The 12,944-nt window shown below is 60.6% G+C and carries 19 protein-coding genes; all 19 read left to right on the top strand.

Going from position 1 to position 12,944, the window contains the following annotated elements; all coding sequences use genetic code 11:
* Nucleotides 1-16 precede the first annotated feature (16 nt).
* The gene (locus A7D21_RS19335; protein ID WP_069552412.1) at nucleotides 17-505 is read left to right on the top strand and encodes a hypothetical protein; all 489 of its coding nucleotides are present in this window, start codon (nucleotides 17-19) and stop codon (nucleotides 503-505) included.
* Nucleotides 506-765: 260 nt separating this feature from the next.
* Nucleotides 766-1,131 (top strand): putative holin, encoded by a 366-nt coding sequence (locus A7D21_RS19330; protein ID WP_025856644.1) that lies wholly within the window; start codon nucleotides 766-768, stop codon nucleotides 1,129-1,131.
* Nucleotides 1,124-1,414 carry a phage holin family protein gene (locus A7D21_RS19325; RefSeq protein ID WP_069552411.1) on the top strand — a complete coding sequence of 97 codons (291 nt, stop codon included), beginning with the start codon at nucleotides 1,124-1,126 and terminating at the stop codon, nucleotides 1,412-1,414. Before A7D21_RS19330 ends, A7D21_RS19325 begins: the two co-directional genes overlap by 8 nt.
* A 210-nt stretch (nucleotides 1,415-1,624) precedes the next feature.
* Complete coding sequence (locus A7D21_RS19320) at nucleotides 1,625-2,182, top strand: terminase small subunit (protein WP_069552410.1); 558 nt, start codon at nucleotides 1,625-1,627, stop codon at nucleotides 2,180-2,182.
* A 5-nt stretch (nucleotides 2,183-2,187) separates the two neighbouring features.
* Complete coding sequence (locus A7D21_RS19315) at nucleotides 2,188-4,188, top strand: phage terminase large subunit family protein (RefSeq protein WP_069552409.1); 2,001 nt, start codon at nucleotides 2,188-2,190, stop codon at nucleotides 4,186-4,188.
* A gap of 1 nt (nucleotide 4,189) precedes the next feature.
* On the top strand, nucleotides 4,190-4,396 hold the full coding sequence (locus A7D21_RS19310) for a phage head-tail joining protein (protein WP_069552408.1): 207 nt from the start codon (nucleotides 4,190-4,192) through the stop codon (nucleotides 4,394-4,396).
* Entirely contained in the window at nucleotides 4,396-5,877 is a 1,482-nt protein-coding gene (locus A7D21_RS19305; RefSeq protein WP_069552407.1) for a phage portal protein, read from the top strand. Before A7D21_RS19310 ends, A7D21_RS19305 begins: the two co-directional genes overlap by 1 nt.
* The gene (locus A7D21_RS19300) at nucleotides 5,874-7,010 is read left to right on the top strand and encodes a head maturation protease, ClpP-related (RefSeq protein WP_069552406.1); all 1,137 of its coding nucleotides are present in this window, start codon (nucleotides 5,874-5,876) and stop codon (nucleotides 7,008-7,010) included. Before A7D21_RS19305 ends, A7D21_RS19300 begins: the two co-directional genes overlap by 4 nt.
* Nucleotides 7,007-7,345: a head decoration protein gene (locus A7D21_RS19295; protein ID WP_069552405.1), complete on the top strand. Its 339-nt coding sequence runs from the start codon at nucleotides 7,007-7,009 to the stop codon at nucleotides 7,343-7,345. The genes A7D21_RS19300 and A7D21_RS19295 overlap by 4 nt, the downstream gene beginning before the upstream one ends.
* A 62-nt stretch (nucleotides 7,346-7,407) precedes the next feature.
* Nucleotides 7,408-8,403 (top strand): major capsid protein, encoded by a 996-nt coding sequence (locus tag A7D21_RS19290; protein ID WP_069552404.1) that lies wholly within the window; start codon nucleotides 7,408-7,410, stop codon nucleotides 8,401-8,403.
* Between the two features lie 2 nt (nucleotides 8,404-8,405).
* On the top strand, nucleotides 8,406-8,726 hold the full coding sequence (locus A7D21_RS19285) for a hypothetical protein (protein WP_069552403.1): 321 nt from the start codon (nucleotides 8,406-8,408) through the stop codon (nucleotides 8,724-8,726).
* On the top strand, nucleotides 8,723-9,382 hold the full coding sequence (locus tag A7D21_RS19280) for a hypothetical protein (protein WP_069552402.1): 660 nt from the start codon (nucleotides 8,723-8,725) through the stop codon (nucleotides 9,380-9,382). The genes A7D21_RS19285 and A7D21_RS19280 overlap by 4 nt, the downstream gene beginning before the upstream one ends.
* A complete protein-coding gene (locus A7D21_RS19275; RefSeq protein WP_069552401.1) occupies nucleotides 9,382-9,897 on the top strand; it encodes a hypothetical protein in 516 nt (171 codons plus the stop codon). The genes A7D21_RS19280 and A7D21_RS19275 overlap by 1 nt, the downstream gene beginning before the upstream one ends.
* A gap of 29 nt (nucleotides 9,898-9,926) precedes the next feature.
* Nucleotides 9,927-10,460 carry a phage baseplate assembly protein V gene (locus tag A7D21_RS19270; RefSeq protein ID WP_069552483.1) on the top strand — a complete coding sequence of 178 codons (534 nt, stop codon included), beginning with the start codon at nucleotides 9,927-9,929 and terminating at the stop codon, nucleotides 10,458-10,460.
* 57 nt (nucleotides 10,461-10,517) lie between these two features.
* Nucleotides 10,518-10,796, top strand: a complete 279-nt coding sequence (locus A7D21_RS19265) for a hypothetical protein (RefSeq protein WP_069552400.1) — start codon at nucleotides 10,518-10,520, stop codon at nucleotides 10,794-10,796.
* A 5-nt stretch (nucleotides 10,797-10,801) separates the two neighbouring features.
* Nucleotides 10,802-11,128 carry a GPW/gp25 family protein gene (locus tag A7D21_RS19260; protein ID WP_069552399.1) on the top strand — a complete coding sequence of 109 codons (327 nt, stop codon included), beginning with the start codon at nucleotides 10,802-10,804 and terminating at the stop codon, nucleotides 11,126-11,128.
* Nucleotides 11,125-12,006 carry a baseplate J/gp47 family protein gene (locus A7D21_RS19255; RefSeq protein ID WP_069552398.1) on the top strand — a complete coding sequence of 294 codons (882 nt, stop codon included), beginning with the start codon at nucleotides 11,125-11,127 and terminating at the stop codon, nucleotides 12,004-12,006. Before A7D21_RS19260 ends, A7D21_RS19255 begins: the two co-directional genes overlap by 4 nt.
* A 1-nt stretch (nucleotide 12,007) precedes the next feature.
* Entirely contained in the window at nucleotides 12,008-12,616 is a 609-nt protein-coding gene (locus tag A7D21_RS19250; RefSeq protein ID WP_069552397.1) for a phage tail protein I, read from the top strand.
* A partial coding sequence (locus A7D21_RS19245) for a phage tail protein (protein WP_171902621.1) occupies nucleotides 12,609-12,944 on the top strand: 336 nt, incomplete at its 3' end. The genes A7D21_RS19250 and A7D21_RS19245, both read left to right, overlap by 8 nt.

Below are 12,944 nucleotides of genomic sequence, written 5' to 3'. Positions count from 1 at the left end.
GTGGGGGAGAGGTGTGATGATCGAAGAAATTGAAGAACTCATGCAGCATTGGGGTAACCAGTTCAACCAGGTTGGTGATGGCGGTGGGTTGGGCAGCCCTATGGCGACGATCATGGAGTGGGGCGGTTCTGCCCCTCGCGGAACTCCAGGATCTCGCGATCTTATGATGGCTTCCGGTGGTGGGATGGACCACGCTGCAATGGAGGTTGCAGCGGCCCTCGCGGAGCTGGAGCGGCAGTCCGAAAAAGGGGCGTTGCTCGCAAAACTGGCGCGTAATCGCTATCTGCCTCGGCCTGCCTGGTCGGTACGCTCTCAGTTGCCATTGTTGGGCTTGGGTGATGATGCGGATCGGACGTATAGGAACTGGGTCCACGCTTTGCACCAGCAGGTACAGGTGATCTTGACCGTGCGTAGTGCGCCAGGTCGTGCACGGAATATGCGCGTGAAATCGCCGGCAACTGATCTGACGCGAGCATCAACAGTGGCCCGCATGAGGTCTTACTAACTGCCGTTCGTCTAGAGGGATTGCCTCAAAGCTGCGTCAAAGTGCGTCAAAGGTGCGTCGAGCGTATCAACCGAAAAACACCCCTTTTCGGTTTTTCCGGAGCAGGGTAAAAAGCCCCCACGATATGGAATTTGCGCCTTGGCGCTGACGTCGCACGTGCTGTGCACGCTTTATCCGGTTTCCCTAAACCGGTCACTTCACCCCGCTTCGGCGGGGTTTTCTTTTTCTGCCCGATGGGTGTCTGCAATGGAGTTATCAGCATGGGCGAGCCAGCGAGCACGGCTGCAACTGTTGTCGTGGCCGGCGGTGCCGGTGCTGCTGTAACGGGGTTGTTTACCGGAATTGATGCGCTTGCTGTGATCGGCGCTCTTGCCGGTGCCCTGGTGTTCTTTACCACCACCGAAGAATTGCCGGTCTGGAAGCGGGTGGTGTTCCTTCTGGTGTCCTTCGTCATGGGATATCTGTTTGCCCCAAGCCTTGGCGAGTTGGAGTTGTGGGGCATTCGGCCGTTCAAGCATTCCGGGCCAGCTGCATTCGGTGCGTCGGTACTGGTGGTCACGGTCGCACTCGCCATCATCAAGCGACGCGGTATCGATGCCGAACCGCATGGGAGGCAGGATGGATAGTCACGTGATTGCGGAAGTGCTAACTCAGGCCACATTCTGGTTGTGCGTGGCGCTCTTCGTTCGTCTGTTTACCTTCCGCCGCCATGGCGCTCGCTTCCGGCGTGACATGAGTTGTCTTGCATGGTTGGTGATGGTGGCGTCCGGCGCGGTAGTCGTTTACATCGGCAAAGGACAGTTGATCATGCCTCGGAATTCGTGGCCGCTGGTGGTGTTGCTGGCGGTATTCGTCGGGTCAGTTTGTCAGAGTTCGGGCAATCTCTCCCGGGTCTGGAGGGTGGGTTGATGCCGGGGGCCAGGGTGGCGGCGTTCAACCTGACCGCCCTCGGCGGCGCATCAAAATGGTGCGCCGAAAGTTGCCGGGGACCCTGCCGGCATTTGAGGGGTACGGGGCATGAAACCCGCGGGAAAGTGTTAGCGGACAGTTCACCAGCTTAGTGAACTGAGGTGAACAGGTGAACTACCCGGATTCATTGGGTGAACAGGAGATTCCATCATGACCGTAATTAGCAAAACGGAGTTTGCGGCACGACGTGGCTGGGCCAAATCTTATGTTTCCAAGCTGGCGAATCAGGATCGCCTGGTGCTGACCGATGACGGCAAGGTAGAGCTGGAAGCTACCGAGGCGTTGCTGGCGGAGTCTGCGGATCCCAGTAAAGCCGCTGTCGCCGACCGTCATAACCGGCTTCGTCTTGAGCGAGAGGCGAAAATAGCCACCGAAGAACCTGCGGTGCCGCTAGTTGGGCAGGCGGTAGACTTTCAGAAGTCCCGCGCTCTGCGAGAGCACTACCTTGCTCTGCAGGAGCAAGACAACTATCGCAAGCAACAAGGCACCCTGGTGGATCGCGAAGCAGTGGAAACCGGTGCCTACAATGCGGGCCGTCTGCTGCGCGATCAACTGCTTGGCATGCCCCCACAGCTTGCGCCAGAGCTGGCTGCAATGACCGACCCTTGGATAATCGAAAGGCATTTAACAGCTGCCATCCGGCGTTCGCTGGAGGACGCTGAACGTATGTCTACCTCTGACCTTGAACATGCACTGACCATGAGTTGACCCCCATGCACACGGAATTTCCTGATGGTGCAGAGGTGTACCGTGAGGCGTATTTCCGTGGACTCCAGCCTGATCCGGACGTTTGGATAGACCAGTGGGCTGACGAATACATGCGGATCCCGCGCGACTCGGGTGCCGCTGAGCCAGGCCAATACCGAACCTCGCGTACCCCTTATGCTCGGGAGCCCATGCGTTGCCTATCGCCGGCTCATCCCTGCAAGCGCGTGATAACGATGGTCGCCTCCCAGTTAATGAAAACGCAGATCGGGTTGAATTGGATCGGCGGCTTAATCCATATGGCTCCGTCCAACATTCTCGCGCTGCTTCCCAGCCTGGGCCTGGCGAAACGGGTGTCGTCTCGGATCAGCAAAACTATCAAGGCCACGCCCGTGCTGCGCGAGCGTGTTGCCTCCAGCCGGTCGCGTGACTCACGCAACACCATGGACACTAAGGAGTTTGAGGGTGGGTCGCTCTACGTCACCACCGCAGGCTCCGCTGCCAACCTTTCAGAACTGTCTGCGCGATATGTTTATGGCGACGAGATCGACCGTTGGGAGGTAGATATCGGCGAAGAGGGCGATCCCATCGAGCTGGCGGAAACGCGTGGCAGCACGTTCGGGCGCAATGCCAAGTTCTACTTTTCCAGCTCGCCTACGATCAAAGACGCCTCGCGCATTGATGATCTGTTCGAGGGCAGCGACCAGCGTTATTACTACGTGCCGTGCCCGACCTGCGGGCACATGCAGACCCTGGAGTGGGAGCGGCTGCATTACTCCCAGGACTTCAGCGTGGTGCACTACGAGTGCGCCGGGCCTGACTGTGATGTGTTGATCGAAGAGCACCACAAGGGCGACATGCTCGCCCGTGGTGAGTGGCGCGCCCATGCGAAGGGCGATGGCGAAACGGTCGGCTTCCACCTCAACGCGCTGTATTCACCATTGGGTTGGACGGGCTGGAAGTCGCTGGCTAAGCAATTCGAGAAGGCGAAAAAGGCCCAGGCCAAGGGCGACCTGGAGCCCATGCAGGTGTTCTACAACACCCGTCTGGCTAAGGTGTGGGACAGCGCGCAAGCGCAGACCAAGGCATCGGTGCTGATCGAGCGGGCGCGCCGAGAAGGGTACTCCCTCGGTGCGATGCCCGCCGCCGTGATGATGATTACCGGCGCCGTCGACGTACAGGCCGACCGCCTGGAGTTTATGGCGATGGGCTGGGGCGTCGGGATGGAGCGCTGGGTCATTGATCACCGGGTGATCGCCGGTGACCCGTCAGACGAACGCACCTGGGCGGTGCTGGATGAGCTTTTGAAAGAGCGGTACCGGCATCCCTGCGGTGTTGGCCTGGGCATTCTTGCGGTCGCTGTCGACTCCGGTGGTCACCACACCGACGAGGTGTACCAGTTCTGCCGCGTTCGGCGCTGGCGCAACATCTTCGCCATCAAGGGGGCGAGCAAGCCCGGTAAGCCGGTAATCGCTCAACGGCCGTCCATGGTCGACGTGACCTGGAAGGGCCAGACCGAACGCGGCGGCGCCGAGTTGTGGTTTGTCGGCACCGACACCGCGAAGGACTGGATCTACAACCGCTACCCGTTCGAGTCCGGCCCGGGTGCGCTGCACTTTGCCAACGACCTGCCGGACGAGTTTTTCGCCCAGTGCGTGGCCGAACGCAAGGTCGCCAAGTACGTGCGGGGCCACAAGCGGATCGAATGGATCAAGGGCAAGGCCGAGCGCAACGAAGCGCTCGACTTGATGGTGTATTGCCTGGCAATGGCGCATTACCTCGGCATCAACCGGTATCAGGAACACGACTGGGACCGGGTGCGTAATTCGCTGGCCCAGGCCGGTTTATTCGATGAAAAGGTGGTTGCTGCTGAGCGAGTCACGGTTGCCGTACAGGCTCCCGCGACACCGGATTCGGTGCAGCAACTCGTGGCACCGGTCTCCCAACCGCGACCAGTCGCCCCCCCACAACGCCGCAGCTCCACCAGCGGCTACCTGAAGAGACGCTGATATGTCGTTTACCCCGAAGCACCTCGACGCCATCGAGCGCGCCATTGCACGCGGTGAAAAGACCGTGCGCTACACCGACCGTACGGTGGAGTACCGCTCCATCGACGAACTGCTCAAGGCCCGCGACGAGATCCGCACGTCGCTGAGCCAAGCCGCCGGGCCGCGCTCTCGCGTGATCCGGCTTACCCACGGAGGCAAGGGAATCTAATGGCCCGACATTATCCGACGCTGACCCGTAACGGATTCTTGCTGCCGTCGAACATCAAGGCCAGTTATGAAGGCGCCGGTGAGGGCCGACGTTCGGCCAGTTGGGAGGCCACCGACAACGGCATCAACAGCATCAATACCCCGGCCCTGCGCAACCTGCGGGCACGTTCGCGGGCGGCGGTGCGCAATGATCCGTATGCGTTCAACGTAATTGACAAGCGCGTCAGCAACCTGATCGGTACCGGCATCACGCCCAGGCCGACCACGGATGACGCAGAGCTGCGCAAACTCCAGCAGCAGCTGTGGGATGACTGGGTGGACGAAGCGGATGCCGATGAGCTGACCGACTTCTACGGCATGCAGGCACTGGTGGCACGCACCGTTGAAACCGCCGGTGAATGCTTTGTGCGGTTGCGACCACGTAGCCTTAGTGAGGGCTTGGCGGTGCCACTGCAGCTGCAGGCGCTGGCTCCTGAATTTGTTCCCCACGACAAGTTCGAGACGGCCAAAAACGGCAACGTGATCCGCGCCGGAATCGAGTTCAACCCGGCAGGTAAGCGTGTGGCGTACTGGATGTATCTCTCGCACCCACGCGACTCATCGTCGCTAAACGCCGGTTACAACCAGTTGGTGCGTGTACCGGCCACGCAGGTGCTGCACATCTTCGAACCAATGGAACCCGGACAGTTGCGCGGCGTGCCGCGTTTGGCCCCCGTGTTGAAGCGGCTGCGTAGCCTCGACAATTACGACGACGCGGTGCTGTTTCGCCAGGAGGTGGCGAATCTGTTCGCAGGCTTCATCAAGCGGCCGGCACCGGACAGTGGGCAGCAGCCACGCGATCCTGTCACGGGGCAATTGCTGACCACCGACCGCGACGGCTTCACACCGATGGTCGCGCTGGAACCCGGCACCATGCAGGAGCTTGGGCCAGGTGAAGAGGTGGAGTTCTCCAAACCCCCGGACGCCGGCAACAACTACCCGGACTTCATGCGGCAGCAGCTGATGGCTGCGGCGGCGGGTTCGGGCACGCCGTACGAGATCCTCACCGGCGACATGCGTGAGGTCAACGACCGGGCGCTGCGGGTGGTGCTTAACGAGTTCCGACGCCGCCTGGAGCAACTGCAATTCGGCGTTTATGTGCATCAGCTGTGCCGCCCTGTGCGTGCTGCCTGGCTGGACATGGCCGTGCTGTCCGGCGCCCTGGTGCTGGAGGACTACGCGCAACGTCGGCGTGAATACCTGCGAACGCGTTGGGTGCCGCAAGGCTGGGCCTATATCCAGCCGGTGCAGGACGTGCAGGCGCGGCAGATGGAAGTGAAAGCGGGCTTTGCCTCTCGCAGCGAGATGGTGTTGCGCACGGGCTACGACGCGGAAACGGTCGACACGGAAAACGCCGCCGACCTCGCCAGGGCTACAGACCTCCGTCTCAATTACAGCACTCTTGAAGCCATTGAGCAGTTCGATGACAAGGAACAACCATGAGCAAAAAAACGAAACCTCGTATTTATGACAAGGCGGGCAAGCAGGTCAAGGTCGCCGACAAAAGCTGGTACACCCTCCAGGCCAGCGGCGAAGCCGAGCAACGCAGCATCGAAATCTTTGTGTACGGCGAGATCGGCGCCTGGGGCGTCACCGCTAATCAGTTCGTTCAGGACCTGCGCGCCATGGATGACGGCGCGTCACCGGTGATTGTTGCCTTTAACAGCATCGGCGGGGACTTGTTCGACGGCCTGGCGATCCACAACGCGCTCTCGCGCCTCGGCGAGCGCTGCACGGGTCGCATTGATGCCCTGGCGGCGAGCGCTGCCAGTGTCGCAGTGTGCGGCGCTCACCGAGTGGTGATCGCAGCCAATGCCATGCTGATGATCCACAACCCCTACACCTTTACAGGTGGTGATGCCGAAGACTTCCGCCGTGTTGCGGATGTGCTGGACCAGACCCTGGAGGCGATCATCGCGGCCTACAAGGCCAAGGCGCCGGACATCGACGAAGCCGAGCTGCGGCGCATGGTCAATGCTGAAACCTGGCTCACGGCCAACGAGGCGGTGGCGCTGGGCTTGGCCGATGAAGTCGGCGACGGCCTCAAGGTCAGCGCCTGTCTCGGCCAGGGGAGTGTGCTGCAGCGTTTCCAGAATGCCCCGGCCGAACTGCTCGCCCAGCTTGATGAAGAGCCGGAAGTGGAGCTGCCTGAGCCTGTCGATCCACCAGCACCTGTACTGGACGCGGCCGGGCTAGCGCTGATGGTCACCAAGGGGTGTGCGGCGGCGGGCATCAGCAACCTGGTGGATCCGATACTCGCTGCGACGAAGTTGGAAAGCGAAGCCGTGATCCAAGCCGCGCTGACCAATGCCAAAGCCCTGCACGGCCTGTGCGTAGCAGCACGATTGCCAGAGCTGACCGGCGAATTCATCAGCGCTGGCCTCGACGAAGCGGCAGTTCGCGCGCGGTTGTTCGACAAGCTGGTGAGCAGCGGCGGCGGTTTTGAAATTAACAACAGCCTGCCGCTGGATGATGACCCGGCCCAAACGGTCAAGGCCAAACAGGTCGACACCCACTCAATCTGGGCCACCCGTCAGGCGGCACAGAACGGAACCTCGAAAGGAGCAAAAGCATGAAAACTGAATCGATGCACGCGGGCGAGTTTTTGCTGTCCGAGGGCCCTGGCACAATTTCCCGCGAAGCGATCAACGTTGCTGCCGGCCCGGCATTGGAACCGGGCCAGATCCTCGGATTGGTGACCGCTACGGGCGAGTTCGCACCCTATCAGCCGACAGCTGAAGACGGCTCTGAGAACGCGATCGCAATTCTTTACGGCCCACTGGGGCAGTCTGATGTGGTCCGTCGCGGTCGCGCCGTAGTGCGCCAGGCCGAGGTCAGTGAAGCGCATTTGACGGGCCTTGATCCTGCCGCTGAAAAGGCCCTGGCTACCCATTTCGTGATCGTCCGCTAAGACTTTCACCCTCTTTTATCCATCCCGCCGCGTGCGGGATTTTTCGTTTCTGGAGAGTACCCATGGCCGATATCGCAATTTTTGAAGACGATGCATTTAGCGTCTCCTCGCTGACCGCTGCAATCAATGACCAGGAATACCTGCCAGGCCGCATCAGCAGCCTGGGCCTGTTCCGCGAAGAGGGCATCAGCACGCTGACCGTGCAGATCGAGAAGGACGGCGACACCCTGGCGCTGGTGCCAGCGGGCGAGCGCGGTACCTCGGGCCTGGTGGTTGGCGCTACTAAGCGTACGTTAATTCCGTTCAATACCGTGCACCTGCCCGAACGCTTCACCATCAGGGCGGATGAGATCCAGGGCATCCGCGCCTTCGGCACGCTCACCGAATTGCAGGCTGTGCAGGACGTGGTCAACAAGCACCTGGGTAAGGCACGCCGTCAGTTGGATGCCACCCATGAATTTCAACGCATGGGTGCGATGAACGGCGTGGTGCTGGACGCGGACGGCAAAACGGTTCTGTTGGACATTTATGATCGTTTCGGTGTTAAGCGACAGAGGTTACCCATGGAGCTGAGTAACCCGAGTACGGAAGTCCGTGTTAAGTGTGGCGTGGCCTTGGATATGCAGGAGGATGCGCTGGGCAACGTAACTACTACCGGCTCCCGCGCCTTCTGCGGCAAAAACTTCTGGAACGAACTGATCGTCCATGAGTCGGTCAAGGAGACCTACCGCAACACCATGCAGGCCGCGTCTCTGCGCGGTGATGCTCGTGAAAGTTTCGAGTTCGGTGGCATTGTCTGGGAGCGCTATCGCGGCAAGGTTGCCGGCGTTTCGTTCGTCCATGACGACAAGGCGCTGCTGGTTCCCGAGGGCGTTCCTGACCTGTACATATCGTGCTTTGCACCGGCCGACTACATGGAAACGGTCAACACCCAGGGCATCCCGTACTACAGCAAGATCGAGCCGCTGCCGTTCAACAAGGGTGTCGCCGGTGAAGCCCAGTCCAACCCGCTGCACCTGTGCACGCGGCCTCGGGCGCAGATCCTGCTGGAGATGTGACCGTGGCCTTCCGCGAACTGATCGACGACATCGACGCGGTGGTGTTCGAAACACTGGGCGATACCGCACGGATCGAGGGACGCGAAGAACCAGTACTCGGCATGTTCGCGGCGCCCTGGTTGCAGCCCAAGCTCGGCAAGCTCAACACCGGCTTGCGCGAGCCTCGGTTTGAGATCCGCGTCAGCGATTCGGAAGGCTTGAAACGAGGGCTATTGGTCAGCATCGACTTGCCTGCTTTGGATGGCGGCGGCGATTACGACCTGCTGCAGCTGGAGCCGAGTGGCGACGGTCTGGTCGCCTTGATCCTGAGGTTACGCCCATGAGCATCGGTAGTTACTACAAGCCCTCGGCTGGCGGCGGCATGATCTCCATCCAGTCGTCAGCCGCGGACCTGCAGGCGTTTCAGGACTTTGCCAAGCTGGTGCCCAAGGCTGCTGCGACTGCTCACCGTCGAGCCATCAACAAGACGCTGGGGTGGCTGCGTACGCACATCGCCCGTGCGGTTAGTCGGCAAGAGCGCATTGCTGTCGCGGCGGTGCGTCAACGGTTGCGCAGTTACCCGGTGTCCGGCGGGGCTTCGAGCGGCAAGCTGTGGTTTGGTTTGAACGCTATCGAGTCCAGCCGGATCGGCCGCGCACGGCAGACAGGCAGCGGTGTGTCGGTGGCGGGGCGGCGGTATCAAGGTGCGTTTCTCAAGAAGGTTTACGGCAACAAGCCGGACATCTGGATCCGTACCGCGAGCAAACACTTCAACGCTGACGATTACCCTGACAGCACGGTGTCGCCGGGGCGCGGGCCGAGTTCGGGATGGGTGGCGGAAAACGGCAGTCGCTTTCCGCTGGCAAAGGCGAAGGTCTCTCTGGAGCAAGCCCGTCCCCACTTTGAAAGCTGGGTACAAAAGGCCGATGAACGCTTACTGGAGATTCTGAAACAGGAACTCAACTTTGAGCTGCAGAAATACCTCAAGAGGATCGGGTAATGGCTGACGAACCTTTTAGTCTGGATCAGCTATATCAGGCGATAGAGCAACACCTGTCGAGTCACCTGCCTGGAGTTCAGGCCGTAACTGCCTGGCCGAACATCGAAGATCGTATCGCGTTGCCGGCTGTGTTTCTGGAGCTGGCTGAGATTGAACCGGGTACCGACATCGGCACGGGTGAAACCGTGTTGGTGTGCAAGTTCGAGGCACGCATCATTGTTGACCCGATTCATCCCCGGCATCAGCAACAGGCGGTGCAGTTGGCTACTCAGCTCGCCGTTCAACTGCGGGCACAGACCTGGGGGCTGGCGGTCGAGCCAGCAGAGTTCGTTCAGGCGTTGCAGGATTGGACCCAGCCGGCATTGGATGGCTACACGGTGTGGCTGGTGGAGTGGACGCAGCAAGTGTATGTCGGTCCCGAGGAATGGCCCTGGCCTGACCAACCGCCGGGGATGCTGTTGTTTGGCTTCAATAACGACGTTAAAGAGGACTTTGTTCCTGCGGAGGACTTGTGAGCGGCTATGCCACTGCCCAGCACGACCGCATGCTCGCCGGGGTGGTGAAGGATTGTTATGTGGTGGCGCTCGACCTGGCCGCCTCGCCGCCGGTGTGCCGGGTGTCCGATGGCGAATGGGTCAGCGCCTGGGTGCGCTGGCACAGTATTGCCGCCGGCAAGGCCAGGCACTGGCGGGCGCCCTCCATGGGTGAGCAGGGGGCTTTAGTCAGTGCCAGCGGTGACGTGGCGCAAGGGACCTTCATCCCGGGCTTGTATGGCAATGCCGGCCCACCACCGGATAACCGTGACCATGTGGAAGTCTGGCGCTTTGACGATGGTGGCTCGCTGATCTACGACTGGCAGGCCAAGAGCTACAGCATCACCCTGCCGAGCGGAACGGTGACCATCAAAGTCGCCAGTACAGAGGCGGTTATCACGGACAGCGCCGTGAACGTGACCACCGGCAACATCAATCTGAAAGCGGCGGTGCTGATCGACGGTGCATTGCACGTTACAAAGGGCATCACCAGTGCCGGCGCGATCATTGACGCCGGTGGTAACAGCAATCACCACACGCATTAATTTCAACCCCCCAACGGCCCGCCTAGTGCGGGTTTTTTTACACCTGGAGTTTGCCTTATGAGTAAGTCTAGAACCGATGGCGATTCGGCCGGGTCCGTCGAAGCGATTGCGGTTGTGGGTTTGAAGCCCGCGCCGCTTGGTTTTCCCGCGACTGCTGACGCGTTGGAGTCCATCGGCCCCGCGCGTGTCTTTCGCGACAAGGTTTTCACCTCGCGAACACTGATCCTGCCCAGCGGCGAGACGCTTCCTGTTATTGCCGGTCGCGTCACCGCATGTGGCGATGATCAATATGCGTTCTTGAAAGCGCACCCGGATCTGGAGCAATTGAAGGAGTAATCACAATGATCGGAATGGACCGCCATACCGGCCAGCCCATTTCCGGCATCGCGCACTTGCGCCAATCAGTTCCAGACATCTTGGGCACGCCGTTGGGCAGCCGCCGGCATCGGCCGGATTACGGCAGTAAGCTGCGGCGGTTTGTGGATTTGCCCGTTAACGAGGGCTGGAAAAGCGCTGTACAGGCGGAAGTTGCCCGGGCCCTGGGGCGTTGGGAGCCGCGTTTGAAACTGGATCAGGTACGCGTCGTTTCCGTTATCGGCGGGCAAATCAATCTGAAGATCGTCGGGCAGTACCTGGGCGACGCCGTCACGTTGGAGGTGGCCGTATGAGTATTGTGGATCTGTCGTCGTTGCCGGCGCCGACCGTGTTGGAGCCGCTGGACTTCGAAGAGGTTTACCAGGACGGGCTCAGCGTTTTTCGCGGGTATATGGGTGGCAACTGGACCGCCGCGCTTGAAAGCGACCCAGTGGTTAAGGTGTTGGAGGTCGGCGCTTACATCAAGGTCGGCAACCGCGCCCGGGTCAATGACGCCGGCAAGGCAGTACTGCTGGCACACGCCATACGTGGCGACCTCGATCACTTGGGAGCCAACGTCAATTTGAAGCGCCTGGTTATTCAGGCCGAGGATCTGCTGGCGGTGCCGCCGGTACCGGAGGTCAAGGAGGACGACGACCCGTTTCGGGAGCGTATTCAGTTGGCCTACGAGGGGCTGACCACGGCCGGCCCGCGTAACAGCTACATCCTGCATGCGCGAAACGCGTCCGGTCTGGTGGCGGATGCAACGGCAGAAAGCCCCGCGCCTTGTTACGTGACGGTAACGGTGTTGGGTCTGGAAGGGGAAGGCGTGGCTTCCCCCGCACTGCTGGCTACGGTGACCGCCGCGCTAAATGATGAAAACGTGCGGCCGGTGGGAGATCGAGTGACGGTGCAGAGCGCCCAGGTGATCCGCTATCAAATTAACGCGATTCTGCACATGGCTAGCGCTGGGCCTGAAGCCGATGCCAGTTTGGTCGAGGCGAAAGCCCGACTGGCTGCCTGGATCAATCCGCGCAAGCGGCTTGGCGTCGAGGTAGCACGATCCGGCGTGGATGCACAGCTACACATTGCCGGCGTCTCCCGGGTCGAACTGGTTGGATGGTTGGACCTGGCCCCGACCAAGGCGCAGGCGGCGTTCTGTACGGGTTACACCGTGACGCTGGCGGGCTGATATGAAAAGCCTACTGCCGATCAACAGCACGCAACTGGAACGGGCCATGGAGGCTACTTTTTTTGAGAAAACGATTGCCCCGCTGCGCAACCTCTACAACGCCGATACCTGCCCGGTTCATTTGCTGCCGCATCTGGCGTGGGCCTGGTCGGTGGATCGCTGGGATTACCGATGGACTGAAGCGACCAAGCGCGCGGCCATCAAGGCGTCTTACTACATTCATGCCCACAAAGGGACCATCGGCGCATTGCGTCGTGTGGTCGAGCCCTTGGGCTACCTGATCGAGATTATCGAGTGGTTCAAGATGGTGCCGGAAGGCATCCCTGGCACCTTCGCGTTGAAAGTTGGCGTTCTCGACACCGGTATCACTGAGGAGATGTATCAGGAACTGGAGCGGCTGATTGATGACGCCAAGCCCGTCAGCCGGCACCTGACCGGGCTGGCGATCAGTCTCGAAACTCAAGGTCTTTTGAACATCAGTGTTGCCCTGTACGAAGGCGACGAAATCGACGTTTACCCGCCGGTCATGCGTGACATTGAGGTCACCGGGGCTTTTGGCGTGGTCGGACGCGAACACTCTATTGACACCCTGGACGTTTATTATGATTGATGCGAATTCGCAGTTTTTCGCGATCCTCACAAACGTGGGAATGGCTAAGCAGGCGAACGCTGACGCGCTCGGCATTCCCTGGAAGTTCACTGACATGGGCGTGGGTGATGCTAACAACACTGACCCCATCCCCAGTGCAGCACAGACTCGCCTGATCAACGAATGGCGCCGCCGTCCCTTGAATCAGGTGTGGGTCGATCCGGTGAACCCGGCGGTGATTATTGCCGAGCAGATTATCCCGGCCGACGAGGGTGGGCACTGGATTCGCGAAATCGGTCTGTACGACGCAGACGGCGACCTGGTGGCGGTGGCTAACTGCGCGCCGAGT

The sequence above is a fragment of the Pseudomonas sp. AP19 genome (assembly GCF_001728855.1).
GTDB classification, from domain to species: Bacteria; Pseudomonadota; Gammaproteobacteria; order Pseudomonadales; family Pseudomonadaceae; genus Aquipseudomonas; species Aquipseudomonas fluorescens.
Note: the sequence above shows the minus strand (reverse complement) of the source record. Positions and strands in the feature narration are given on the sequence as shown.